The organism is Sulfuriferula sp. AH1 (assembly GCF_002162035.1).
Lineage (GTDB): Bacteria > Pseudomonadota > Gammaproteobacteria > Burkholderiales > Sulfuriferulaceae > Sulfuriferula.
Genome location: NZ_CP021138.1, coordinates 2646802 through 2673215, shown reverse-complemented (window position 1 = coordinate 2673215; position 26414 = coordinate 2646802). Strand labels below are relative to the sequence as shown.

Annotated in this window: 24 protein-coding genes and 1 pseudogene; 18 read left to right on the top strand and 7 right to left on the bottom strand. The window is 57.1% G+C overall.

Features of this window, described 5'->3' with window-relative positions:
• Positions 1-161: 161 nt before the first annotated feature.
• The 4 genes from rpoH to ftsY form a co-directional block, all read right to left on the bottom strand.
• Complete coding sequence (rpoH, locus tag CAP31_RS13425; protein ID WP_087448003.1) at positions 162-1013, bottom strand: RNA polymerase sigma factor RpoH; 852 nt, start codon at positions 1011-1013, stop codon at positions 162-164.
• A 77-nt stretch (positions 1014-1090) separates the two neighbouring features.
• Positions 1091-2002, bottom strand: a complete 912-nt coding sequence (gene ftsX / locus CAP31_RS13420; RefSeq protein WP_087448002.1) for a permease-like cell division protein FtsX — start codon at positions 2000-2002, stop codon at positions 1091-1093.
• Positions 1999-2652, bottom strand: coding sequence for a cell division ATP-binding protein FtsE (gene ftsE, locus CAP31_RS13415; RefSeq protein ID WP_087448001.1), 654 nt, complete (start codon positions 2650-2652; stop codon positions 1999-2001). The genes ftsX and ftsE overlap by 4 nt, the downstream gene beginning before the upstream one ends.
• Complete coding sequence (ftsY, locus tag CAP31_RS13410) at positions 2649-3671, bottom strand: signal recognition particle-docking protein FtsY (RefSeq protein ID WP_087448000.1); 1023 nt, start codon at positions 3669-3671, stop codon at positions 2649-2651. Before ftsY ends, ftsE begins: the two co-directional genes overlap by 4 nt.
• 161 nt (positions 3672-3832) lie before the next feature.
• On the opposite strand from ftsY, the gene CAP31_RS13405 reads away from it, so the two are divergent.
• The 5 genes from CAP31_RS13405 to CAP31_RS13385 are packed head-to-tail and all read left to right on the top strand — an operon-like array spanning position 3833 to position 7874.
• Positions 3833-5197, top strand: a complete 1365-nt coding sequence (locus CAP31_RS13405; protein ID WP_087447999.1) for a pitrilysin family protein — start codon at positions 3833-3835, stop codon at positions 5195-5197.
• Between the two features lie 10 nt (positions 5198-5207).
• Entirely contained in the window at positions 5208-6521 is a 1314-nt protein-coding gene (locus CAP31_RS13400; protein WP_087447998.1) for a pitrilysin family protein, read from the top strand.
• 16 nt (positions 6522-6537) lie between these two features.
• Positions 6538-7113 (top strand): 16S rRNA (guanine(966)-N(2))-methyltransferase RsmD, encoded by a 576-nt coding sequence (gene rsmD, locus CAP31_RS13395; RefSeq protein WP_087447997.1) that lies wholly within the window; start codon positions 6538-6540, stop codon positions 7111-7113.
• A gap of 5 nt (positions 7114-7118) precedes the next feature.
• Positions 7119-7601: a pantetheine-phosphate adenylyltransferase gene (gene coaD, locus CAP31_RS13390; protein ID WP_087448399.1), complete on the top strand. Its 483-nt coding sequence runs from the start codon at positions 7119-7121 to the stop codon at positions 7599-7601.
• 24 nt (positions 7602-7625) lie between these two features.
• Positions 7626-7874, top strand: coding sequence for a YfhL family 4Fe-4S dicluster ferredoxin (locus CAP31_RS13385; RefSeq protein ID WP_087447996.1), 249 nt, complete (start codon positions 7626-7628; stop codon positions 7872-7874).
• 10 nt (positions 7875-7884) lie between these two features.
• Here CAP31_RS13385 and CAP31_RS13380 read toward each other — a convergent pair whose 3' ends face one another.
• Positions 7885-8511: an alpha/beta hydrolase gene (locus CAP31_RS13380; RefSeq protein WP_087447995.1), complete on the bottom strand. Its 627-nt coding sequence runs from the start codon at positions 8509-8511 to the stop codon at positions 7885-7887.
• A complete protein-coding gene (locus CAP31_RS13375) occupies positions 8504-8935 on the bottom strand; it encodes a hypothetical protein (RefSeq protein ID WP_087447994.1) in 432 nt (143 codons plus the stop codon). The genes CAP31_RS13380 and CAP31_RS13375 overlap by 8 nt, the downstream gene beginning before the upstream one ends.
• A gap of 163 nt (positions 8936-9098) precedes the next feature.
• Here CAP31_RS13375 and CAP31_RS13370 point away from each other — a divergent pair, with 163 nt between their 5' ends.
• The 13 genes and pseudogenes from CAP31_RS13370 to CAP31_RS13310 form a co-directional block, all read left to right on the top strand.
• On the top strand, positions 9099-10523 hold the full coding sequence (locus CAP31_RS13370) for a sigma-54-dependent transcriptional regulator (protein WP_369802413.1): 1425 nt from the start codon (positions 9099-9101) through the stop codon (positions 10521-10523).
• A gap of 83 nt (positions 10524-10606) precedes the next feature.
• Complete coding sequence (locus tag CAP31_RS13365) at positions 10607-12388, top strand: secretin and TonB N-terminal domain-containing protein (RefSeq protein ID WP_087447992.1); 1782 nt, start codon at positions 10607-10609, stop codon at positions 12386-12388.
• Entirely contained in the window at positions 12385-13299 is a 915-nt protein-coding gene (locus CAP31_RS13360) for a tetratricopeptide repeat protein (RefSeq protein WP_087447991.1), read from the top strand. The genes CAP31_RS13365 and CAP31_RS13360 overlap by 4 nt, the downstream gene beginning before the upstream one ends.
• A complete protein-coding gene (locus tag CAP31_RS13355; protein WP_087447990.1) occupies positions 13296-14993 on the top strand; it encodes a GspE/PulE family protein in 1698 nt (565 codons plus the stop codon). Before CAP31_RS13360 ends, CAP31_RS13355 begins: the two co-directional genes overlap by 4 nt.
• 3 nt (positions 14994-14996) lie before the next feature.
• Positions 14997-16202: a type II secretion system F family protein gene (locus CAP31_RS13350; protein WP_087447989.1), complete on the top strand. Its 1206-nt coding sequence runs from the start codon at positions 14997-14999 to the stop codon at positions 16200-16202.
• A complete protein-coding gene (locus tag CAP31_RS13345) occupies positions 16199-17707 on the top strand; it encodes a hypothetical protein (RefSeq protein ID WP_087447988.1) in 1509 nt (502 codons plus the stop codon). Before CAP31_RS13350 ends, CAP31_RS13345 begins: the two co-directional genes overlap by 4 nt.
• Positions 17704-18279, top strand: a complete 576-nt coding sequence (locus CAP31_RS13340) for a hypothetical protein (protein ID WP_087447987.1) — start codon at positions 17704-17706, stop codon at positions 18277-18279. The genes CAP31_RS13345 and CAP31_RS13340 overlap by 4 nt, the downstream gene beginning before the upstream one ends.
• A complete protein-coding gene (locus tag CAP31_RS13335) occupies positions 18276-18734 on the top strand; it encodes a hypothetical protein (protein WP_087447986.1) in 459 nt (152 codons plus the stop codon). Before CAP31_RS13340 ends, CAP31_RS13335 begins: the two co-directional genes overlap by 4 nt.
• Positions 18718-19677 (top strand): hypothetical protein, encoded by a 960-nt coding sequence (locus tag CAP31_RS13330; protein ID WP_087447985.1) that lies wholly within the window; start codon positions 18718-18720, stop codon positions 19675-19677. Before CAP31_RS13335 ends, CAP31_RS13330 begins: the two co-directional genes overlap by 17 nt.
• Positions 19670-20398 (top strand): type II secretion system protein, encoded by a 729-nt coding sequence (locus tag CAP31_RS13325; RefSeq protein ID WP_223247289.1) that lies wholly within the window; start codon positions 19670-19672, stop codon positions 20396-20398. The genes CAP31_RS13330 and CAP31_RS13325 overlap by 8 nt, the downstream gene beginning before the upstream one ends.
• Positions 20399-20447: 49 nt before the next feature.
• Positions 20448-21707 carry a putative Na+/H+ antiporter gene (locus CAP31_RS13320; protein WP_087447984.1) on the top strand — a complete coding sequence of 420 codons (1260 nt, stop codon included), beginning with the start codon at positions 20448-20450 and terminating at the stop codon, positions 21705-21707.
• Positions 21708-21719: 12 nt separating this feature from the next.
• Positions 21720-24464, top strand: coding sequence for an HAD-IC family P-type ATPase (locus tag CAP31_RS13315; RefSeq protein ID WP_087447983.1), 2745 nt, complete (start codon positions 21720-21722; stop codon positions 24462-24464).
• A 3-nt stretch (positions 24465-24467) separates the two neighbouring features.
• Positions 24468-24717: pseudogene (locus CAP31_RS13310) on the top strand (putative Na+/H+ antiporter); the annotation flags it as partial.
• Here the strand turns inward: CAP31_RS13310 and CAP31_RS13305 are convergent.
• Complete coding sequence (locus CAP31_RS13305; RefSeq protein WP_087447982.1) at positions 24683-26353, bottom strand: HAMP domain-containing sensor histidine kinase; 1671 nt, start codon at positions 26351-26353, stop codon at positions 24683-24685. The pseudogene CAP31_RS13310 and the gene CAP31_RS13305 overlap by 35 nt on opposite strands.
• Between the last annotated feature and the right edge of the window lie 61 nt (positions 26354-26414).

Genomic DNA, 26414 nt, shown 5'->3' with positions numbered 1-26414 from the left:
CATAAGACCAATTTACCAATGACCGTTGTGGTTAGTTTGATCGTTACTGCTTGGTTGAGTTTTTTTTCGGTCATCATATTTGGCTAGGTTGCTCTCAAGAATTGCCAAATAAAAACCCCGCCAGAGCGGGGTTTTTATTTGGAGTAAAGGCTGAGGTGCTGTCAAGCAGCCAGCGCCAGCTTCATTTTCTGCATGGCTTTTTGCTCAATCTGGCGTACGCGCTCGGCGGAAATGTCATACTCCGCAGCGAGGTCGTGCAAAGTCGCCGGGTTATCTTCACGCAGCCAGCGGGCTTCGACAATATGGCGGCTACGCGGATCGAGCGAGTCGAGTGCATCCACCAGCCCGGTGCTGGAGAGCCGTTCCTGTTCTTCGCGTGCCAGAATCTGCGAAGGTTCGGCTTCGGTATCGGTTAAATAAGCCAGTGGCCCATAAGTTTCTTCGCCGTCTTCACTCTGCGGTTCCAGTGTCACATCCTGGCCGTTGAAACGGGTTTCCATTTCCAGAACCTCTTCCCGCTTCACTCCCAGCGTTTTGGCCATTGCATCAGCCTCGCCGGTTGTCAGGCTGTTAGAGCCCGTTTTCAGGCTGCGCAGATTGAAGAACAGCTTGCGCTGGCCTTTGGTCGTGGCGATCTTGACCATGCGCCAGTTGCGCAAGATATATTCATGCATCTCGGCCTTGATCCAGTGCATGGCAAATGAAACCAGGCGAACACCGCGATCGGGGTCGAAACGTTTGACCGCTTTCATCAGGCCGATATTGCCTTCCTGGATCAAATCAGCCTGTGGCAGTCCATAGCCTATGTATTTACGAGCGATGCTGACCACAACGCGCAAATGCGACAGCACCAGCCGTCCTGCGGCATCAACGTCATTGTGATCGCGCAGACGGGTAGCCAGGCTGGTTTCTTCCTCAGGCGTAAGCATGGGATAACTGTTTACAGTGTGGATATAGCTTTCCAGACTGGTCGCATTGTTGCTTAATGCGGGTAAACTCATAGTCAATGACATTTAGTGATTACCTCCTTTGCGATAATTTTAGCACTCTATTTCAGAGAGTGCTAATGTCGGAAAGTTCCATACCGTGATCAAGGATTTTTTTCTATCTGCGACAGGGTGCGCCCCACTGCGATGTAAGCGCCGACCCAGCCGAGAATGCCGGCGCTGCCAAGCAGGATGAGGGTGTGCATGAAATCCAGATTGTGCAGTCGGATATTGCTGGCGTAGAGCTTGCCCAGGAGGCTGACTTGTGGTGCCAGCAGGGCAATGCTCAGGCTGACGATGCCCCATGCGATGATGCCGCCCATAAGTCCTTGGATTACGCCAAAATATAAAAACGGCCGGCGGATAAAACGATCGGTGGCGCCGATTAAACGGCTGACTTCAATCTCGGCATGACGGGTAATGATTTGCAGGCGTATGGTATTACCGGAAATGGCGATCAGCGCAACACCGAGAATAACGGCCAGCATGCCGATCATGTTGCGGCCCAGATCCAGCAACGCATCAAGGCGTTGCACCCATTGATGATCGGCCTGCACGGTCGCCACCCCGGGCAGCTGGCGCAGCTGGGTGACCAGCCGGCTGACGGTATCTGCGTCCGCGGTTGCCGGGGTGACGATCCAGGCATCGGGTAACGGATTCTTCGGCAATTCGGTTGCCAGTTCTGCCATGCCCATTTGTTTCGATAATGTCTGCAAAGCGTCCTGTCTGGAGACGAAGCGCTTGTCGGACAAGCCCTGCATACCGCCGAGCCGTTGCTGCAATCTGGCAATATCCGCGGAGCCGGCATCGTCACGCATGAATACGGTGATTTCTGCCTGGTTCGGCAAAGTGCCTGCAATCTGGGTCGCGTTATCCAGCAGTGCGTACATGCCGGCAGGCAGACTTAATGCAACGCCTATTGCAAACAGGGTAAACAGGCTGGCGACTGGGGTGGCTGCCATGTTTGCCAGTGTGGCGAAAATGGCACGGCGATGGTGCATCAACCAGATTTTCATGTCTGCATGCTCCCATGGTCGAGCCGAATAATGCGGCTGTCGCCGCTGAGTACGGCGGCATGGTCATGGGTGGAAATAACTACGGTGGTGCCGGCCTGATGGAATGCCTTGAACATGATCATGATTTCGCTGGCATATTCGCTATCCAGATTGCCGGTGGGTTCGTCGGCCAGCAGCAGGGCCGGGCGCGAGACTACCGCGCGAGCGATGCAGACGCGTTGCTGTTCGCCGCCGGATAACGCGATGGGATTGGTTTTCTCGCGATGCAGCAGACCGACTTTATCGAGTGCGGCACGTGCGCGGGATGCGGCATCATGGCGCGAGAAACCGGCGATCTGCAGCGGTAGCAGTACATTTTGCATGACACTGCGGTCGAACAGCAGTTTGTGATCCTGAAAAATCAGCCCGATATTGCGGCGCAGGTAAGGGATGGCCGCGCGCCGCATTTTGCCGACGTTTTGCTGGTTGACGACCACCGAGCCCGAAGTCGGGCGTTCGATGGCGGCAATCAGTTTCAACAGCGTGCTTTTCCCGGCGCCGGAGTGGCCGGTGAGGAACACCATTTCCCCGGCAGCAATTTCCAGACTCACTTCCTTCAGTGCTTCATAACCGCCGGGGTAACGTTTGGTGACACGATCGAAACGTATCATGCGGCATTATCCTCAAATAGGGCGTCAACGAAATCGCTGGCGACGAAGGGGCGCAAATCGTCCAGGCTTTCGCCAACGCCGATAAAGCGTATCGGTCGCGGCCGGGTCTTGGCAATGGCAGCGATGACACCGCCTTTGGCAGTGCCGTCCAGTTTGGTCAGTACCAGTCCTGTCACATCCAGCGCATCGTCAAAGGTTTTGACCTGGGTGACGGCATTTTGTCCGGTGTTGGCATCCAGCACCAGCAACACTTCATGGGGAGCTTGCGGGTCGGTCTTTTGGATGACGCGTTTGACCTTGCGAATCTCTTCCATCAGGTGCATCTGGGTCGGCAGGCGCCCGGCGGTGTCGGCCAGCACGATGTCGATGTTGCGGGCGCGTGCAGCCGCGATGGCGTCAAAGATGACTGCCGCAGAATCGCCGCCTTCCTGGGCGATCACGGTGACGCCATTGCGTTCGCCCCATACCATGAGCTGTTCGCGGGCGGCCGCGCGGAAAGTGTCGCCGGCGGCCAGCAATACCGATTTCCCCTGCGCCTGATAATATTTGGCCAGTTTGCCTATGGTGGTGGTTTTGCCGGCGCCGTTTACGCCTGCCATCATGATGACGAAAGGCTTGTGCGTACTGACGTCGAGTGGTGCCTCCAGCGGGGCGAGCAGCGTTATCAATGCATCGCGCAGCGCGGATTGAAGCTGATGCGCGTCGGTAAACTTGTCTTTGCGCACGCGGGTACGCAGCTGGTCGAGCAGGGCTTGCGTCGCTTCCACACCTACGTCGGCGGTAAGCAGGATGGTTTCCAGTTCCTCGAACAGCGCCTCGTCGATTTTTCCGCCCAGGCTGAACAAGCCCGTCAGCTGTTTGCCGAGCTGCTCGCGGGTACGACTCAGCCCCTGCTTCAGGCGCTGCGCCCAGGAAAGCTTGGGAGCCTCGATTTCAGGAACAGCTGGTACGGCTGCTGGCGCGGATTCCGTGACAGGGGGTGCGGATTTGTCGCCGGATTTTTTGAAGAAACTAAACACGATAAGGATAGTCTTTCAACAGTTAAACAAATTAGGATAATAAGGGGCGAAATATGCTTAAATCCATGCGCTGGTTGCGCCGGATTTAGGTAATATTCGAGCAGGATTATTTTATCATGCTCCATCAATCGTGATGGCAGTATCTGAATGAAGGGTAAAAGATGAGACGGTGGATAGCAACAGGCTTGTTGTGGTGTGCATTGCCGGCAGCGGCGGCGGTGCAGCAGTTTCAGCTGGATAACGGATTGAAGGTGATCGTACAGGAGGATCACCGTGCGCCGATAGTGGTGTCGCAGCTGTGGTACCGGGCCGGCAGCATGGATGAATTTAACGGCACCACCGGCGTGGCGCACATGCTGGAACATCTGATGTTCAAAGGCACCAAAGAGGTGCCCGACGGGCAGTTCTCCAAGCTGATTGCGGCCGCAGGCGGCCGCGAGAACGCATTCACCGGTCTTGATAATACGGTTTACTTCGAGCAATTGCAGAAAGACAGACTGGAATTGGCGCTGAAACTGGAAGCTGATCGTATGCATAACCTGAATTTATCGGCGGATAACTTCGTCAAGGAAAATCAGGTAGTCAGGGAAGAGCGGCGCATGCGTACCGAAGATCAGCCGCAAGCGCTGGTGTACGAAAACATGATGTCTGTGGCTTTTCAGGAAAACCCGTACCGGCGCCCGGTTATCGGCTGGATGAATGATCTGGAACACATGACGGTGAATGATGCGCGTGACTGGTATCAGCGCTGGTATGCCCCCAATAATGCAACGCTGGTGGTGGTCGGCGATGTGAATGCAGATGCAGTGAAGGAGCTGGCTGCACGCTATTTCGGGGTTATCCCCGCCAAGGCCCTGCCTGACCGCAAACCGCAAACAGAACCGGCGCAGACCGGGATCAGGCGGGTCAATGTCAAGGCGCCGGCAAAAGTGCCTTATCTGTTGATGGCCTATCATGCGCCGGAATTGCGCGATCCCGAACACGATTGGGAGCCGTATGCACTGGCCGTACTGGCAGGGGTGCTGGACGGCAATGATGCCGCCCGGCTCGGGCGCTTCGTGGTGCGCGAGCAGCGCATCGCGACCGAGGCTGGCGCCAGCTATGACATGGTAGCGCGCGGGCCGGGATTGTTCATGCTGGACGGCACGCCCGCGCAGGGGAAAACCGTTGCCGATCTGGAAGCGGCGTTGCGTGCCCAGGTGCAATCCATTATCCGCGACGGGATAAGTTCCGATGAGCTCAAGCGGGTGAAGGCGCAGGTGATTGCAACCAATGTCTATCAGCGCGATTCGGCGTTTTATCAGGCGATGCAGCTGGGTGAATACGTGACCGCCGGTTTGCCCGTGTCCGCGGTAGCTGAACAGGTGGCCAAGGTGCAGGCGATCAGCGCAGCGCAGGTGCAGGCGGTGGCGCGCAAGTATCTGATCGACGACGAACTGACGGTGGCGACGCTGGATCCGCAACCGCTCGCTGCTGATAAACAGCCTGCACAGCTCCCGGTCGGGGCTTCACGTCATTTGAATTGAGGTAAATTTAATGCGTATCTGGATAGTATTACTGAGTTTCTGCGTTACTGCGTTGGCCCATGCAAGTTTGCCCATTCAGCACTGGCAACTGGCGAACGGCGCCCAGGTCTATTTCGTGGAAAGCCATGACCTGCCGATGCTGGATGTAAGTGTGGATTTTCCTGCGGGCAGTGCGTTCGACCCGGCGGGAAAAGACGGCTTGGCCAGCCTGACCCACCGTTTGCTGGATCAGGGCGCAGGCGGCCTGAGCGACAACCAGATCGCCAACGGTCTGGCGGATGTGGGCGCGGAGCTGGGTGGACGCCTGGATGCAGATCGGGCGGGTGTGGTGTTGCGCACCTTGAGCAGTCCGGCGGAGCGCGGGGCCGCATTGGCGATGCTGGCGCGGGTGCTGAGCCAGCCCGCTTTTGCTGCCCCCATCGTGGAGCGGGAGAAGACACGCGTGATTGCGGAATTGAGAGAATCCGAGGGGCAGCCTGCGAGTATTGCCGGGCGCGCATTTCAGCGTGCCGTATTCATGAATCATCCTTATGGGCACCGCGAATCGGGTGAGATTGACAGCGTCAGTAAACTCAATGCAGCCGATTTGCAGGCATTTTATCGCAGTCATTACAGCGCGGCAGGTGCCGTGGTGGCGCTGATGGGTGATATTACCCGCGAGCAGGCCGATGCGGTCGCCCGGCAATTGACCCATGCGCTTCCCGCTGCGAAAGGAGCCGCGAGTACAGCGATTCCGCCGGTGCCGGCATTGACGTCGGCGGTAGTGCGGTCTATCCCGTTCCCGGCCAAACAAAGTCAGATACTGATCGGGCAGCCGGGTGTGGAGCGCGGTGCGCTGGATTATTATGCGCTGTATGTGGGGAACTATATTCTCGGCGGCGGCGGATTCGATTCGCGGCTGATGAACGAAGTCCGGCAAAAACGCGGACTGGCTTATAGCGTGTACAGCTATTTCATGCCTATGCGCCAGGCCGGTGCGTTCCAGATCGGCTTGCAAACCCGGGCAGATCAGACCGATCAGGCTCTGCAGGTAGTGCGCCAGACACTGGCGGATTTCCTGGCCCAAGGGGTGACAGAGGATGAATTGACCCAGGCGAAAAACAATATCATCGGCGGATTCCCGTTGCGCATAGATAGCAACAAGGAAATCCTGGAATATCTGGCAGTCATCGGCTTTTATCACCTGCCGCTGACTTATCTGGATGATTTTCCAAAGCATGTGGCCGAGGTTACGGCCGAGCAGATCCGTACTGCATTTGCACGCCACATCCACCCTGATAAAATGGTAACTGTGGTGGTAGGGAGTCCGGTGACAGGCAAATGAAAGATAAAAGGCGCATATGAAAACAGCGCAGCGCAATCGTGTGCGCATCATCGGCGGGCAATGGCGCCGTCGTCTGCTGAGCTTTCCCGATGTCGAAGGTTTGCGGCCCACGGCTGATGCAGTGCGGGAGAAGTTGTTTAACTGGCTGGGGCAGGATTTGCCCGGCTGGCATTGTCTGGATCTGTTTGCGGGGAGTGGCGCGCTGGGGTTTGAAGCGGCTTCGCGCGGCGCGGCGCGTGTGGTCATGGTGGAAAGCAACCGGGCGGCCTGTATAGCGTTGCGGGCGAATCAGACCATGTTAAATGTAAACAATATTATTCTTGAATGCGCCGATGGGGTAAAATTGCTCTCTCAGTCTGCGCCGCTGTTGACGCAGCACAAATTTGATCTGGTGCTGATAGATCCGCCGTTCAAATTAGGTCTGCAAGCTGCGGTGCTGGCGATGTTGCCGCCTTTGCTGAATCCGGGGGCCTATGTTTACGTCGAGCATGACGGCAGTCTGCAGCTGCCGGACGGCTGGGTGGTCTGGCGCGAAGGGCGAGCGGGTCTGGCGTACTTTAATTTGCTGCAACAGGCTCAATATGATGGGTAATGGGTATGCATAAAATTGCGGTTTACCCCGGTACGTTCGATCCAGTGACATGCGGCCACGAAGATCTGGTTCGGCGCGCGACGCGGATATTCGACGAGATCGTGGTTGCAGTGGCGCTGGCAGGGCATAAGTGTCCGTTTTTCGAGCTGGATGAACGGGTGGCGATGGCGGAGCTGGTGTTCGCCGATATGCCGAATGTGCGCGTACTCGGTTTTTCGGGCCTGCTGATGGATTTTGTTGCGGCACAGCGGGCGCATATTGTATTGCGGGGCTTGCGGGCGGTATCGGATTTCGAGTATGAGTTCCAGTTGGCGGGAATGAATCGTAACCTCAATCCGCAAATTGAAACGGTGTTCATGACGCCAGCCGAGCAATTCATGTTTGTTTCCGCCAGCATGGTACGGGAAATCGCTGTGCTCGGCGGCGATGTCAGCCCGTTTGTCCATCCCGCGGTACTGGCTCGGCTACAGCAGAAAATGTCGGTTTAGATTAATTACCAAGAAGGAAGTTGTATGTCGCTAATGATTACTGATGAATGCATCAATTGTGATGTGTGTGAGCCGGAATGTCCTAACGAAGCGATTTCTCAGGGCGATTCGATTTATGAAATCGATCCCAATAAATGCACGGAATGCGTCGGCCACTATGATGCGCCCCAATGTGTCGAAGTCTGTCCGGTAGATTGTATTCCGGTCGGAATCGAAGAGACGCATGATCAACTGATGGATCGTTATCTGCACCTGACCGGACAGAAAGCCTGATCGCGGTGCTTTAGCCGATCTGTGTTTGCAGCCATGCGCGCAGATCGGCTATCTCGTTCATGCTGATTTCATGCGCCATCGGATAAAGGTGCATTTCCAGCTGCGATTCCGCCAGTCGGGCGTAACTCGCCTGGCTCAGACTTAGTGGAATAACATCGTCCCGGGTGCCGTGTGCAGCCCATATCGGCAGCGTTTGATTGACTGCCGCCGGTAATTGGGGCAGGTAAGCCGATAATGCTGCAATCCCCGCCAGCGGCAGGCCCAGAGTCAGGCCGCTATACAGTGCAACCGCTCCTCCCTGTGAAAAACCCGCCAATATTATTCTTGTGCTGCTGATATCCCGCGCTATTTCATGCCGGATCAAGTTAGCGACGATCTCTCTTGCCTGTGCAAATCCTGCGTCATCCTGTTCCCGGCTCAGATCGGGCTGGCATATGTCGTACCAGGCCGGCATGACATAACCGCCGTTAATGGTGACCGGTCGCGGCTCGGCATGAGGCAGGATGAAACGGACATCGGGCAGATCCAGCGCTTGGGCAACAGGCGCCAGATCGAAGCCGTCAGCACCCAGTCCATGCAGCATTATGATGCTGGCAGTGGCGGTGCCCGCGAGCAATTCGACCGGCGGTTTAGGCATGGTTAAATTGCTGTTCCAGAGCGATGACGCGCTGGCCGGCAGCCGTATCGGCTTTGCCTGCCTGACGCACGGCTTCGGCGTAACCTGCAAAAAATGCCGGCAAGGCTTTGACGATCAGGCGCTTACGTAAGCGGCTGGCGCCCTGGGCCGGCCATTCCGCGCGGTAATTGGCTTCGGGAATGGCGGAGCAGATTTTCATGCTCCAGCTGGGCTGGTGAATCTGCCATTCATGTGCGCGTACTACCATCGCATGCGCGTTCAGTGTTTCCACACCGACATAGGGCCCTATGTACTCTACTTGCAATGCCGCGGCTATCCCTGCCAGCATATTGTCCAAATGGGTCAATGCGTCGTTCAGCGCGGTATTGACGGGCACTGCATCCAGCCGGCTCTGCTCGGCAAGGTGGCGAATAAAATCTTTCATGGTGTCTGGGGAGGCTGAAAATTAAAAAACAGACAATTTTACCATAGAGAGATGTTTGCTCTATGATTCCAACTGGTTTATTCTTGTAGGATAAAATTTGTCGTACATATAAGAATTAATTTAATTGTTAAGGGGAGCGGTTTTGCAGTCCAATAAGCCCAGTTTGTTAATCGTAGATGATGATCCGTTGATCACCGACACGTTGAGTTTCGTGTTGTCGCGTGATTTCGAGGTATTCGTCGCAGACTCGCGGGCGCAGGTTAAAAGTTTGCTGACCCAGCTGGGCACGCCACCGCAGCTGGCTTTGATCGATTTGGGATTGCCGCCGATGCCGCATAAGCCGGATGAAGGATTTCATTTGATCAGCGATTTGCTGGGAGTCGCTCCCAATATCAAGATACTGGTGCTGTCAGGGCAGAATGACGAAGTAAATGCCCGCCATGCCCGAGCGCTGGGGGCAATCGATTTTGTCGGCAAACCCTGTGAACCTCAGCAAATCAAGGCGCTGTTATTCAGTGCATTAAAAATCCAGGATGTTGAACGCGAAGCGGTAACCGAAGCGCCAGCGGTGCAGTGCTGTATTGTCGGTATGAGTTACAAGCTGGAAAAGCTGCGGCAACAGGTAAATCAATATGCCAATGCGCCGTTTCCGGTGTTGATCGAAGGCGAGTCCGGCAGCGGCAAGGAGCTGGTAGCCGCCGGCCTACATCAGCAGGCGAATCGCGCTCATAAACCCTACCTTGCGCTGAATTGTGCCGCGATCTCGCCGACGCTGGTCGAACCCACTTTGTTCGGTTATTGTAAAGGCGCATTTACCGGCGCCGTTAACAATCGCGCCGGCTATTTTGAAGAAGCGAGCGAGGGCACGCTGTTTCTGGATGAGATCGGCGAATTGCCTTTGGAGCTGCAAGCCAAATTATTGCGCGTGCTGGAAAATGGCGAGTATCAACGTGTAGGTGAAACTCAGTCACGTATTTCTCATGCGCGCGTGGTTGCCGCGACGAATCGCGATTTGCGTCAGGAGATCAAAGCCGGGCGATTCCGGGCGGATTTGTATCACCGCCTCTCGGTCTTCGAGATTCGCGTTCCGCCGTTACGCGAACTGGGGACGGACAGGCTCGAATTGCTCAAGTATTTCCGCATGTTCTATGCGCGTGAAGCCGAGATGGCTGCCTTCATTCTGGATGCAGCAGCTGCCGAATTGTGGATGGATTATCATTTCCCCGGCAATGTGCGTGAATTGCGCAACATCGTCATCCGCCTGACGACCAAATATCCCGGTCAGCAGGTGGGGGTCGGGCAGCTCGAAGCCGAGCTGGATACGGATGTCGCGCCAGCCAACGATATTTTGCTGCCGGGCGACGGCAAGGCCTTGTATGAGCTGGCGCGCAAGCATTTGCAGACCATGGCGAACTTCCACCTCGACCTGACCCTGAAGGAATGGGAAAAGAGCTATGTGGATGCCGCACTGGCATTGACGCACGGCAATCTGTCGAAGGCAGCGAAAATGCTTGGTATCAACCGTACAACGCTCTATAGCCGCATGCAGAATTATCGTCAGGAAGGCGAGTCTGCCGAACTGGCGTAGTCCGGCGCAAATTTATTTTTGTGCTGTGCACTGTGGTGGCATTTGGAATCGAATCAGATAATTAATATAGGGTGGCAGGGGTGATGCGTTCAATAACTACAAATGCAGGCTGGGGAGTGCTGCTGGTATCGGCATTGTCCGGATGCGTGCCTCCCAATACGATCAGGCAATCAGCGGGACATATCCAGGCGAGCGCAGCGCCTGCGCCCGCAGAGACGGACATTCCGCCTCTGGTCAGAACGCTGCCGGACCTGCTCCGGCCAAAACCTCAGCAATATGCGCCGCTTTATACTGTTGTGGTGGACAACGTGCCGGTCAAGGAGCTGCTGTTTTCCCTCGCGCGCGATACGCGATACAACATTGACATCAGTCCTGGCATTACCGGTACAGTGACGCTGAATGCAGTCAACGAATCGCTGCCTGCAATACTGGAACGGGTGGCCCGCCAAGCCAATATCCGTTACAAAATGGAAGGCAAGACGCTTTCCATCATGCCAGATACGCCTTATATGCAGACTTACCGGATCAATTATGTGAACCTGTCGCGCAATACCGATTCCACTATTGGCGTCGCAGCCAAGATTGCCAGTACTGGTGGCGGGGTCGGCAAGGACGGCGATCAGGATGGCAATAGTTCTGCGACCACGGTGGCCAGCAAGTCGAATAACAATTTCTGGGACGTGCTGACCGACAATCTGCGCGCCATACTCATTTCTACCCGTTTGGCCAGCCAGCGACAGGAAGACAAGCAGCAGCGCGTCGATGCCGAACGCAATGTACGCAGCGAACGCTTGTTGCAGGCACAAGCCGTAGCACGTGCTGGGGCAGCAGCTCCCGGGCTGTATAAAGAGGTATTCGGGAGTTCGCTGTATTCCCCGCAAGCCGAGATGCTGTCGAAGAACGATGTCGTGGTAAATCCGGTAACGGGCACGGTGAGCGTGGTTGGCACCGAACGCCAGCAGCGTCTGATACAGAATTATCTGAGTAGCGTGAATCAGGCCAGTCAGCGCCAGGTATTGATCGAGGCAACCATCGTCGAGGTGACGCTGAAGGATCAGTACAAAATGGGGATAGACTGGCAGCGTGTGGTTGAAAGCGGCGGCGCAGGCTGGTTCTTCAGTACCAATGGTGCCGCCAGCACCAATCTGGCGAATACGCTCACGCCGTTCTTCAGCGGCGGATTCAAGGATCAGAAATACACAGCGACGCTGAATCTGCTGGAATCGTTTGGCAATTTGCGCGTGCTTTCCAGTCCTAAATTGATGGCGATCAACAATCAGACCGCCTTGCTCAAGGTGGTCGATAACCTGGTGTATTTTACGGTCAAGGCCGATACGGTGACTTCCAACAATACGGCACCGGTGACTACCTACACGACCACGCCGCAAACCGTGCCCGTCGGTCTGGTGATGAGTCTGACTCCGCAGATTTCGGAGAATGGCATGGTGACCTTGAATGTGCGCCCAACCATTTCACGCAAGGTGGGCGATGTGGTCGATCCCAATCCCAGCATCATTGCGCCGCTTACCAATAAAGTACCGGTGATCCAGGTGCGCGAAATGGAATCGGTGCTGCAAGTCGGCAGCGGGCAAACGGTGATTCTGGGCGGATTGATGCAGGATGACACTAACCGTGCCCGCGACGGCATCCCGGGTCTGTCGCGTCAGGAAGGCATCGGTGCATTGTTCGGCCAGCACGAGCGCAATGTGCAACAAACCGAATTGGTGATTTTCTTGCGGCCCACGGTGATTGCTACCCCGTCGCTCGAGAGCGACGAACTGAAGTCATTCAAGCGTTACTTGCCTAAGCCGGATCAGGAATTAGGCCAATTGGACAGTCGTAATTCATCGATGCCACAGCCATGAACTTATTGTGCGCAGATAATCAGCCCAGACAAAGTGCGAGTTCCTCTCGTCGGGGTGGGTTTGCCGCCTTAATCGTACTGGCGGGCGGACTGTTTGGTCAGGCAGATGCGGCGCCTCAGCTGCCTGCTGCCAACGCAGCCCTGTTTGAACAGGCGCCGTCAGCGCCAGGCAAACCATTAATTGTTTCCGTTGCGGCCAGCAGTCAAGCGGCAGCAGCAACGACCGGTTTGCGCTGGGGACAAGGCGTGCTGCAAAAAGACAGACGAGGTGCGGCAGCTTCGAAAACATCGCATCCTGCGCCGCCTCCGAAACATGCCGCCGGCTCCGCCGTTTCACTGACATCGATGCTCGATAAGGCCTGGCATGCTTATCAAGCAGGCGAATACAGTCTGGCGCACGAGTATTATGAGCAGGTGCTGGGCGGGGACGACAATGTGGATGTGCAGCTAGGTCTGGCCGTCATCGCTTTGCGGCAAAATCAGAGCGAGCAGGCGCGACAGCATTTTCAACGGGCATTAATGCTGGACCCACGTAATGTGACTGCGCTAGCCGGATTGGCCGCGTCAGGCGATGAGCTGCATGTCGCCGATACCGAAGCACAAATCAGGCAGCTGCTGGAGCAGCAGCCATCAGCCGCTTTGCAGTTCAGTCTCGGTAATTTGTACGCCGGACAACGCCGCTGGCGAGAAGCCGAAGCCGCGTATTTTGAGAGTTATCAGGCGAATACCCGTAATGCCGACTATGCTTATAATCTGGCGGTGAGTCTGGATTATTTGCGGCTGTATCCGGTCGCGCTGAACTATTATCTGAAGGCTCGGGAGCTGGCGTCAGGCGGAGGTGGGCATGGTGATGAATTACGTTTGAATAACCGTATCCGTCAATTGCAGGATGCAGTGAGCCAGTCCCGATGAACGTGACCAAGACGACCCGTTTGGGCGAGATTCTGGTGCAACAGGGCGCCATCACCCCGGACCAGTTACGCATCGCTATCAAGGAACAGCAGGACAATGGCGTGCCGATAGGGCGCCAGCTGATACAGCTGGGCTTTGTCACGGAAGCGGTGATACGCGACCAGCTGGCCAATACCAGCGGCCACATCAGTATCGATCTGGGCAATGTGATTGCGGATGCCGAAGCGCTGGATCTGGTGCCGAAAGCGTTCGCGCGCAGACATTATGTATTGCCGATCGCCTTCAACGGCGAATCGCAAACCCTGACTATCGCCATTACCGACATGTTCAACGTGGTGGCGCTGGATCAGTTGCGGGCGTTAATCGGTACTCATATCGAAATCGAGCTGGTGCTGGCAAGCGAAGCACAGTTGCTCGAAGCGGTGGACAAGTTTTATGGGTTCGAACTGTCGGTGGGCGGCATACTCCACGAAATCGAAACCGGCGAAATCGATTATCAGAGTATGGCGCTCAATACCGATAATTACACCCAGCCGGTGGTAAGGCTGATCGAAGCCTTGCTGGTAGACGCGGTCAAACATGGCGCATCGGATATCCATTTCGAGCCCGAACAGGCATTTTTGCGTATCCGTTATCGCATTGACGGCGTGCTGGAGCAGATACGCGCGCTGCATCACAGTTACTGGCCGGCAATGGCAGTGCGCCTGAAGGTGATGTCGGGGATGAACATTGCCGAGAACCGGGCACCGCAGGATGGGCGGTTTTCCCTTACCTTGCATGGGCGCCCGATTGATTTCCGGGCTTCGGTGCAGCCGACCATACATGGCGAGAACATCGTGCTGCGCATACTGGATCGCGAACGCGCGATCATGCCGCTGATGCAAATGAATCTGCCCGCCGACACCATGACATTGCTGTTGCTGATGCTGGCGCGCCCGGAAGGGGTCGTCATTGTGACCGGGCCGACCGGGTCGGGAAAAACCACTACGCTGTATTCGCTGCTCAATCACGTCAATCACGAGACCGTCAATATCATGACGCTGGAGGATCCGGTCGAATATCCGGTCGATCTGATGCGGCAAACTTCGGTGAACGAGACGATCAAGCTCGATTTTGCAAACGGTATCCGCTCCATCATGCGTCAGGACCCGGATATCATTCTGGTGGGCGAGATACGCGATCAGGATACCGCGCAAATGGCGTTTCGCGCAGCGATGACCGGGCATCAGGTTTTCACCACCCTGCATACGAACTCGGCGCTGGGCGTATTCCCCCGATTGCTGGATATCGGCATCGTGCCGGATATCATGGCCGGCAATATCATCGGTGTCATCGCCCAACGGCTGGTACGGGTATTGTGCTCGACCTGCCGGGTGGCTTATGTGCCGGAAGCTGACGAGCAGCAGTTGCTGGGCTGGAATCGCGCTACCCATCCGCCGATTTATCGCGCGGCAGGTTGTCCTGTGTGCAAAGGCAAGGGCTACCGCGGGCGCATGGCGCTGATGGAGTTATTGCCGCTGGATAACGAGCTGGACGAGCTGGTGGCGCGGCGGGCGAGCCAGGGGGAGATACGTACCCTGGCATTGTCGCGCGGCTATCGCACTTTGGCAGACGAAGGTATCGCGGCTGTGCTGGACGGTAAAACCAGTTTGCTGGAGGTGGCGCGCGTGGTCGACTTGACCCGCCGCGCCTGATTTATGCCCTATTTCAGTTACCATGCCATGGATCAGCAGGGCCGCAGCCATCGCGGGCGCTTATCAGCCGCAAACGAGGTCGACCTGGAATTGCGTCTGGCACGAACCGGCCTTGATTTGATTACATTGCGGATACTGGATAGCCGAGCCAGCGACTTTGCCCGCGGTGCAGCGAGCCGACGCGATCTGATCGCTTTCTGTTTCCATCTGGAGCAAATCAGCCGAGCCGGCATACCCATTCTCGACGGCATCCGCGACTTGCGGGATAGCACGGACAATACGCGTTTCCGCGATATTCTTACCGCATTGCTGGAAGATATGGAGGGCGGCAAGTTGATGTCGCAAGCGATGGCGGCGCATCCGGCGGTATTCGATACCCTGATGATCAGCCTGGTGAAAACCGGCGAACATACCGGCCTGATGCGAGAGGTGTTCGCCAGTTTGGGCGATACCTTGAAGCGGCAGGACGAACTTGCGGCACAGACCCAGCGCTTGCTGATTTACCCCGGCATGGTATTGGGGCTGGTGGGTGTAATCATTGTATTGTTACTGCTGTTCCTGGTGCCGCAGATCGTGCAACTGATGCAGGGCATGGGGTTGGCATTGCCGATACAGACGAGGGTGCTGCTGTGGTTATCGCAGATGCTGAAAATAATCTGGCCGCTGCTGCTGATCGTCCCGGTCGTGGCCGGCATGACGGGTTTATGGATATTGCGGCGCAGCGAGCGCGCCAGATTCTGGGCGGACGACGTCAAATTGCATCTGCCGGTAGTCGGCAGCATCTTGTATAAGATCGCGCTGGCCCGTTTTGCCAATTTTTTTGCACTGATGTATCGCTCCGGTATCAGCATACTGGATGCGCTCGCCGTGGGCGAAACCCTGGCGGTGAATCGCGTCGTGGCGGATGCTATCCAGCGTGCGCGGGTACGCATCGGCAATGGCGAGAGTCTGAGCGAGAGTTTTCAAAGCTCAAGCGTGTTTCCGCCGTTGGTGATACGCATGCTGCGTGTGGGCGAAACGACGGGCGCGCTGGATACGGCGCTGGAAAACGTCAATTATTTCTATAGTCGTGAAGTCAGGGAATCCACCGAGCGCGCGCTGAAATTGCTGGAACCCGCATTGACGCTTATTCTCGGTTCGATCATGGCTTTGATCGTCGGTTCGGTATTGTTGCCCATGTACGACGTGTTAGGAACGGTCAAATTATGAATGCCGTTCTGAATCTGATTTCTCCGCACTTGCTGGTCTATCTGAGCGTGCAGGGCGTCAGCCTGGCTTGCCAGCGGCGCGGGAAATTCCATTTCATCGGCGAGTTCGTTGCAGATGAGGAGGGTTACCAGGCATTTTTCGAAGCTTTGGGGCGATTCAGGCATGCCAAACTTTCCATCCTGGTGGATGGGGTGGATGAGCAATATCATGCTGAAAGCCTGCCGCATGTGTTTGGCGCTGCGCGTGCGCAAATGCTGGCGCGGCGCTTGCGCCAGGTAAGCCGGGATAGCGCTTATGCCGTCGTCTGGTATCAGGGACGTGAAGACGATGGACGGCGCGATGACCGCTACCTGTTCGTATCGCTGAATACGCTGGAATGGGCGCAAGCGTGGCTGGACCTGCTGGCGCAGCATGCTGTTCATCTTGCGCTGCTGACCACCGTGCCGCTGGTGAGCCATGCGCTGGTACGTTATTTGTCGCCGGAATCTGCGCCATTGCTCTGGGTGACGCAGCAAAGCGGCGGTACACGGTTGTCGTTTTTCAGTCATAACCGTTTGCTGTTTTCGCGGCTGTGCACGCCGGAATCCAGTCAGACAGCGGATAAGCTGGCTGAGGAAATCATCAAGACGCGTTATTATCTGACCAGTCACCAGTATTTGCCGCATCAAAGTCCGCTGGCTGTCGCCGTGCTGGATACGCAGCAGGATTATGAACGCTTATGCCAGATACTGAATCAGGATACCGGTCTGGATTTGACCTGTCAGGTACGTGCCAGCGATGTTCTGGCGCAACGGCTGCGGGTAAATGCCAGCGATTTGCACCGTTACAAAGACAGCCTGCATCTGGCGGCGCTCGGACGCTATTCGACGGCAGTCAATCTGGCCACGCCGGCGATGACGCTGGGGTATCGGCAAATGCAATGGCGGCGCGGTTTGTATATGGCTGCTGTGGCGTGTCTGGCTGCCGCCGGGCTAGCGGGCGGCTATCTGTCCTATCAGCGTGATCAGCTTGCTGCGACGGTACAGCAAACGCAGTCAGAGCTGGGTCGGCAACAGCAGCGTTATCACGAAATATTGGCAGCAATGCCGGCTACGCCGGTTGCGCCCGTTGAATTGAAGACAGCGGTGGAAGCCGCGCAGACACTGTACAGCGCGCCACAACCGATGACCGGTTTCGCGGTGTTAAGCGACGCACTGGCGCAGCGCCCCCGCATCGCTGTGACACGGCTGTCATGGCAGGCGCAGGAGGTTGATCGTCGCCGGGATGGCGGCCAGGCATTGTATGTCGATGGCGAAGTGCATCCGTTCGCGGGAGACTATCGTGCGGCGCTGACGGATATTGATGGCCTGGTTGCCGAGCTGCGGCGCCATCCGCGTGTTGAGGCGGTGGATGTGATCAGCATGCCCATTAACCGGGATCCAAAATTGTCGCTGCATCAGTCTACGCAAACGCAGATGACGCGCGCTGCGTTCAAGCTGAAACTGGTATTGCGAGCGGCATCATGAAACATATACTGATAACTTCCCGTCTGATATTGCCTTTCCTCAGTCTGCTTATGGCGCTGGGCGTCGCTGCCGGATGGGTTTATCAGCGCATGCAGATGGTCGAGAGCGTGCAGTTGCAACAGCAGCAGGCGCAGGCTGAATTGGCTGCGGTGAATCAGCGCATCGCCCAGTCCGCAATGGATAAGCAATGGGTAGCGCGTTATCTGGACGAATATCGCCGCTTGCAGCGTAACGGCTTTATAGGTGACGATCAGCGTCTGGAGTGGAATCAGGAGTTGATGTCCGCGAGTGCCAGTCTGGGCCTGACGGCAGTGAGTTTCGATATCGCCCCGCAGCAGCCTCATCATCCTGAGCCGGGCGGGGCATTCAAATTGATGGATACCCCGGTGCAGTTCACCGCTGACATTGCGCATGAGGGCGTTTTTGCCCGGTTGCTGGAGGATTTGCGCAGCCAGGGACACGGCATCTTTACGGTACGCGAATGCACACTGCTTCATGCAGCCGAGACGCTGCCGTTGCAGACCCGATGCGTGTTCGAGTGGCATACCCTGATGCAGGGAGGCGTGTCATGAAATATTACGGCATCGCCCTCGTGGCGGGCTGGCTGCTTGCAGCCAATACGCTGGCGGCCCAGCCTGTGGGGAGGTTGTTTTATACGCCGCAACAGCGCCTGCAGCTCGACATGCAGCATAAGCCGCGAGTTCATCATGCAGCAGCTATTGTGTATGGGGACACGCATTATAACGGTTACGTCATACGCAGCGATGGCATAAATACGTTATGGGTAAATGGTCAGACCCGCTATGTCGATCATGCTGCGAATAATCCTGCGCGCCTGAAACTGCCTGCCACGCCGGTATTGAAACCGGGGCAGGCGTTTGACAGGCAGGCAGGGCGAGTGCTGGAGCCGTATGAAATTGCCACGCCGGCGGAACGGCCGGCCATTCCGGCTGTACCGCTGCCATCGCCGCTTGCCGACGACGGGAATGATGCGGCAGTGCAGGCTGATAATGTTGCGGTGCACTGATTACCGCCAGCGCGGGACGGTGCTGCTGGTGCTGGCGATCATCATGAGCATGGTGACGCTGGGCTGGCTGTATGGGCGGGCGGCGAATCGGCATGCCGCCGATGCGGTTACTGCCGGAGCGCTGGCAGTAGCGCGAATTGCGCTGATAGGCCGTGCCGTAGTTGATGCTAATCGCCCCGGCAGTTTGCCGTGCCCGGATGCCAACAATGACGGTGTTGCCGATTTATTAAGCGGTACGCAATGCCCCAGCTATATTGGCCGTCTGCCCTGGCGCACCCTGGGGTTGAGCGATATCCGCGATGGCGATGGCGAACGCTTATGGTATGCGCTGTCCCGCGACACGGGCGACACCCCGTCCCAGATTATAAATAGTCAGGCGACAACCGGATTGTTGCAGGTTAACGGCAATGTGAATATGGTTGCCGTATTGTTTTCACCGGGCGTTGCCATTGACCCTCAACAGCGCGGTACGCTGACGCAACAGCTTGCCGTCGGCAATTATCTGGAGGACGGTAACGCGGATGGGGATAATGCGTATGTGGCCAAAACGGCACCAGACCCGGCGTTTGACGACAGGGTGATGAGCGTTTCCAGTGCGGAGATGTTCCGCAATGTCGAGCGGCTGGTATTGCAGCAGATCGCAGCGAATCTGGCCCAGTATGCGGCGCAGTATCATGCTTATCCATTTGCCGGCGATCAGTCCGGTAATGCCCAGCCCAATCAGCTGGCCGGTTACATTCCCTATAATACGCTGTCATTCGCACCCGGCAACGCGCTGGTGCTGAATGGCTGGCTGCAGCTGATATTGCCGCCGTCCTCGCCGCCTTTGCCGCAAGTGCAGCCTTACATTGTTTCTGCGGCGCAGGATAATGTACAAATCAATCTTGAGTACTGTGGCGGAAACATGGCGCTGAACAAAACTATGGTGGTGCATTGTGGCTAAGGCGCAGGCCGGTTTTTCGCTGATGGAACTTGCACTGGTGCTGGTGATCCTGACGCTGGCGCTCGGCGGCGCGCTGGTGCCGCTCAATGCGCAGATCGAACAGCGCCGGCAGGCTGAAACCACGCAGCTGCTGAATGAAGTCAACGATGCCCTGCTGGGTTTTGCCATCCGCAACGGGCGGTTGCCGTGTCCGGCTTCGGCGGCAAGTAACGGTAGCGAAAGTCCGCAAGGCGGCGGGATGTGTACCAATCCCTATGATGGCTATGTACCCGCGGTGAGTCTGGGATTGGGCCACCTTGATGTGCAAGGCTACCTGCTCGATGCCTGGGGGAATCGGGTACGTTATGCTGTGGCTAAAGCGAATAGTTCGGCATTTACTACTGCAAATGGCATGAAAAATGCCGGTCTGGCCGTATTGCAATCGGAACTGGCAGTGTGCGCATCGGCGACAGGTACCACTTCGGCAGGTTGCGGTTCGGCACCGGCATTGACTTCCGCGACTAATAACGCACCTCCTGCAGTGATATTTTCATTGGGTAAAAACGGGGCGGCTGGCAGCGCGAGTGCGGATGAAGCCGCCAATCTGGATAACAACCCCGTATTCGTCAGTCACACGCCTATGCCGGCAGGTGCACAAACGGGAGAATTTGATGATATGGTAATATGGCTATCGCCCAATATTTTGTATGGGCAGATGGTTAACGCAGGACAACTGCCCTAGAACGATATAGGGGGCATGCCTCAATCTGACACAGCAAGGAGAAGCGCGGGTGGCACCAACTACAATCCAATTAATCGGTGCTGTACTGTTTGCGGTCGCCATCCTGCATACCTTCTCGACCAGGTTCTTCGAGCACTTGGCACACACCCGTCCGGCTCATGCGGGACTGTGGCACCTGCTGGGCGAAGTCGAAGTGGTTTTTGGTTTCTGGGCCATGGTTTTAGCCGTGGCCATGTTCGCCATCGACGGTGCAGCGGCTACAACGCATTACATCGACTCGCGTAACTTTACCGAGCCGATGTTCGTCTTCGCCATTATGGTCATCGCGGGCACCCGTCCGATTCTGCAGACTGCAATGACCGCTGTGCGGCTTGCTGCGCATGCCATGCCATTACCCGGCAGTATGAGTACCTACATCGTGGTGATGATATTTGTACCCTTGTTGGGATCGTTCATCACTGAGCCTGCGGCCATGACACTGGCTGCACTGATCCTGGCCGACCGCTTTTTTTCGCGCGGTATTTCGACCCGCCTCAAGTATGTGACGCTGGGCGTGTTGTTTGTGAATGTCTCCATCGGCGGCACGCTGACACCGTTTGCTGCACCGCCGGTGCTGATGGTGGCTGGCAAATGGGGTTGGGACATCAGTTTCATGATGACCGTGTTCGGCTGGAAAGCGGCTGTCGCCGTTGTGATCAATGCTCTTGGTGCGGCGCTGCTGTTTCGCAAGGAGCTAGCCGGACTCTCGCCAGCAACCAGCAGTAACGGCGTGGGTCCGGTGCCGCTTGCATTGGTCATCGCTCATTTGGTTTTTCTCGTGGGTGTTGTGATGTTTGCACACCATCCGGCAATCTTCATGAGCCTGTTCCTTTTTTTTCTCGGCGTAGCCAGTGCCTACCAACGCCATCAAGACCGCCTGATCCTGCGTGAAGGGCTGCTGGTCGCCTTCTTTCTGGCCGGGCTGGTGGTATTGGGTGGCCAGCAACAGTGGTGGCTGCAACCGGTGCTGATGAGCATGAACAGTGATGCGGTGTTCTTCGGAGCGGTCACCCTGACGGCTTTCACCGACAATGCGGCGCTAACCTATCTCGGCTCCCTGGTTGAAGGGCTGTCTGACAGTTTCAAGTATGCCCTGGTCGCCGGAGCGGTGACTGGCGGCGGTCTGACCATCATCGCCAACGCACCCAATCCGGCCGGCATTTCTATCTTGCGCAGGCATTTTGAAGATGAAGCGGTGAGTCCGATGGGCTTGCTGTTTGCGGCCTTGTTACCCACCATGGTTGCCGCCTTGGCATTCAAATATCTGTGAGGGCTTGCTGCGATGAGAAATTCCCCTGTGGCTGAAGCAAAGATAGTGATCCCGGCACATCCCTTGGCATCCGATGAGTCGCCTGCTTGGCACGCCCAGCCACTGGACGAGGTGTTGCATACGCTGTCCGTCATGACCAGCACTGGTCTAAGCTGCGAGGAGGCCGCACGGCGTCTTGAGCAATACGGCCGCAACAGCCTGCCGGCATCAAAGCGGCGCGGCCCCTGGCTGCGCCTGGCTTTGCAATTCCACAACCCCTTGATCTATGTGCTGCTGGTTGCCGGTGCCATCACGTTTGGGCTTAAGGACTACGTGGATACAGTGGTAATCGTGGGTGTGGTGCTCATCAACGCCGTGATCGGTTTCATTCAGGAAGGCAAGGCAGAGAAAGCGCTGGAAGCGGTGAGCGCCATGTTGGCCAGTCACGCCACGGTGCTGCGCGAGGGTGAGCGGCACGAGATCGACGCCACTCTGCTGGTGCCGGGCGATATCGTGTTGCTGGAGTCCGGTGTTCGAGTGCCGGCCGACCTGCGTCTGGTGCGCGTGAAAAACCTGCGCGTCAACGAAGCCGCCCTCACCGGCGAGTCGGTTCCGGTGGACAAGGTCACGGAACCGGCAGACGAGGATGCATCTATCGGTGATCGTACCTGCATGGCCTATGCCGGCACGGTGGTCAGCTTCGGCCAGGCGCATGGCGTGGTGGTTGGTACGGGCGCAGCGACCGAGATGGGCCACATCGGCCAGCTGGTCGGCGAGGTCCGGACGCTGGTTACGCCGCTCACCCGCAGGCTCGATCAATTCGCCCGACAGATCACGCTGTTCATTCTGGCGGCAGGTCTGATCACGTTTCTTTACGGGCATTTCGTGCGCCAGATGCCGGTTCTCGACATATTTCTGGCGGTCGTCGGATTGGCGGTAGCGGCCATTCCCGAGGGATTGCCGGCTGTCGTAACCATCGTGCTGGCCATCGGCACCCGCGTCATGGCCCGTAATAACGCTGTCATTCGGCGGTTACCGGCCGTGGAGACTCTGGGCTCGGTTACCGTGATCTGCTCGGACAAGACCGGTACGCTCACCCGAAATGAAATGACCGCCGTGCGTGTCATGCTACCCAGCCTCACTCTGGAAGTGAGCGGTACCGGCTATGCGCCCGAGGGCGGCTTCCATCGTGACGGTGTGGCTGTGGACTTTGTGCAGGATGACTTGCTGCAAGGGCTGGCCCGTTGCGCCTTGCTATGCAACGATGCACAGCTTAAGCATGATGAAGCGACAGGCTGGCAGCTCGTGGGCGACCCTACCGAAGGGGCTCTGCTGACGCTTGCCCACAAGGCCAGGCTTGATCCTCTCGAAACTGCTGCGGCAATGCCCCGGATTGATGAAATTCCTTTCGAGTCGGAACACCGTTTCATGGCTACGTTACATCACGATCATGCGGGACACGCCTTCGTGTTGCTCAAGGGTGCGCCGGAGCGCGTGCTCGATCTGTGCGTGCAGGATGCCACCGGCCAACCACTCGATCGCAGCGCCTGGGAAGCGAGCATGGAAGCCGCCGCCGGCGCCGGACAGCGTGTATTGGCGCTGGCGCGCTGCGAGATGCCTGCCGGCACGACGGCACTTTCCATGACCGACATCACCCGGCGCTTCACCTTGCTGGGACTGACTGGTCTTATCGATCCGCCACGGGAGGAAGCCATTGCAGCGGTGGCCGAATGCCAACGCGCCGGACTGCGTGTCAAGATGATCACAGGTGACCATGTCGTCACGGCGGCGGCCATCGGACGGCAACTCGGGCTTCGGGCTGATCGCGCTCTCACAGGTGAAGCAGTTCAGACGATGGATGCCGTGGCCCTTGGGCGCGCCAGCCTCGAAACCGATGTATTTGCCCGCGCCAGCCCCGAGCACAAGCTGCGCCTGGTGGCAGCTTTGCAGGCCCAGGGTGAGCTGGTCGCCATGACCGGCGACGGTGTCAATGACGCGCCGGCGCTCAAGGCTGCCGACATTGGCGTGGCCATGGGACAAAAGGGAACGGATGCTGCGCGTGAGGCCGCCGATCTGGTGCTTACCGATGACAATTTCGCGACTATCGCGCGGGCCGTGCGCGAAGGCCGCGTCGTATTCGACAATATCAAGAAGTCATTGCTCTTCATGCTTCCAACCAACAGCGGCGAGGCCGGTGTGATCCTGCTGGCGGTCTTCGCCGGACTGGCGCTGCCGGTCACTGCCGGCCAGATTCTGTGGGTGAACACGGTCACGGCGGTAACGCTGTCGTTGGCGCTGGCTTTCGAGCCAGCCGAGCCGGGCGTCATGCGCCGCCCGCCGCGCCGCCCCTCGGAACCATTGATTACGCGGGTACTGGCCTTCCGCATCGCCTACGTCAGCTTGTTGATGATCGGGGTGACCTTTGCCGTGTTCGAATGGGAACTCATGCGCGGAAGCAGCATTGAGGTAGCGCGCACGGCTGCAGTGAATATGCTGGTCGTCGGCGAGTTCGTTTACCTGTTCAACGTACGCCACTTCACCGCCCATGCCTTTACCCGGGATATTTTTACCGGCAACCCGGTGGCTTTCTGGATGAGCGCGCTGTTGATCGGCTTCCAGCTCCTGTTCACCTACGCGCCCCCGATGCAGCAGTTGTTTCAGACCGCAGCGCTGGATGCAGTTTCCTGGCTGGTCATCCTCGCGTTGGGGCTTGGCAAGTTCCTCGCAGTGGAAGCGGAAAAGGCCGTGCTGCGGCGCTTGAATGTTCAGAGCATGTAGCCTTCGGCGATTATCGATAATGCGGCTTTGACGTATCTGGGATCGCTGATCGGGGGGGGTGTCCGATCCGGCCAAATATATGCTGGTGGCCGGGGCGGTGATCGGTGGTCTCACGGTCATTGCCAATGCACCCAACCCGGCAGGTGTGGCATTGCTCCAGTACGGGTTTGCAGACCAGTCCATAGGCGCCGCCGGCCTGCTGTCGGGGGCGTTACCGCCTATGCTTGTCGCGGCGGGCGGTTTGCTGTTATAGCAGCAGCTTCACTGATCGAATTCAAGGCGAAGCAGACCATGCCTTCCGCATTATTTGCCAGCTTCAAGCTGTAGCCATGCTGTTGGGCCTGTTTTGCCGCCTGATACAGGCCGATTCCCAGACCGTGAGCCGAATCCACCGGGGCTTCGAACAAATACAGCACGACATTGTCGGTTACGGCCGCACCGGTATCGCAGACGCTGAGGGTGATTTGCGCTTCGCAGGCAAGATACACGGTGATCTGTATGGACGGATCCTGCTGTTGTTTGCGTAGCGCATTCGCGATCAGATTGTCCAGCACGCTATCAAATAATTCCTGCGGCAATTCACAATCGTAGGCAATCAGCGGTGCATGGAATTTGATAGTGGCATGGGCATAGCGCTCGCATAGGTGTTGCCACCATTGCGTTGCCCGGATTAGGCGGTTGTCAGTGCGTTGTGGAGCTTGCAGTTTGTCGAGCGTGTTCTGCAAGCGCTGCGTCATCTGCGGCAATTGGCGTTGCATCAGTGCCAGCAGCGCATCGGCCTGATCGGGTCGGCTGCCTTGAGCGGCCGAAACCAGCGCATTCATTGATTGCAGCAGATTTTTGACGTCGTGCGTCAGGCGCGCGCCGGTTTCATGGATGCATTGGGTATAGGCGTGATTGCGCAGTTCCTGTTCCCGTAACTTGGCTTCATAAAAGTAACCCAGCAGCTCGGATAGCAAGCGAGCATGGATTTGCAAGGCTGGCGAGAGTGGGCGTGCGGTATACCAGTTCAGCGTCAGTTGATGATGGCTGTAACTGAATTGATGCGATGTGGATAATCCGATCAGGCCATGCTGTTTATCGGTGCGCCAGCCGACGCCCGCCAGCCAGGGCAGTGCAGCCAGATGGTCTACCGATTGCTGAATAAACGCTTGGGGGTCTGTTTCGTTCTCGGCGAATTGCGCCAGTTGGGCGATCCACTGTTCGAAAGGCAATCCGACAGTAAGCAGATAGCGGGATAATAATTGCCCCAAGCCACTGAATCCGGCATGGGGATTCCATAGCCAGCTGAGCAATATCAGGATCGAGGCGAGGGTAAACAGCGTCAGCATCAGCGCCTGTAAATATGGCATGCGCATTACTGCGATGACGGTAAAACTTCCCAGTACCAGTACCAGTACCAGTAAAAACAGCATCAAGCCGTAAAACAGATCGACCACGCTCAAGGATTGCAGACTGGCTGGACTGGGGCGGATCAGTAATACTGCGAGCGGCAAGAGCAGCAACAGGAAGCGTACCGTATACCGCAAGATGGGTGGAGGCTGATTGGTGTGAAAAATCTGCAGCATCACCCATGCCGCGAGGATTGCCAGCAAATAGGTCAGCGCCAGCGAATATACCCAGCGTTGACGACGGGTGCGCATATCGACCGCATTGGCGCCGATCAGGCCGATAAGCGCGGCAATCCACAGCGCGATCAGCCACCAGTCCAGTAGTATCAGCATGCCCCCGGCGGCGATCGGCAGAATGACGATACGGGGATTAATGGATCTGATGCTGGTAAACAGGGGTTGCCAGTACAGAAAGGCAGCGTAGTGCAACAACAGAAACCCGCGCGACCAATAGCTGTCCAGACCGAACGCAATAGCGCCGTGAAGTGTCAGCAGCATGATACCCAGCCAGCGGTCGGTGGGTATCCTGTTAAACGCAGGCAAAGGTCTCATCTATTTT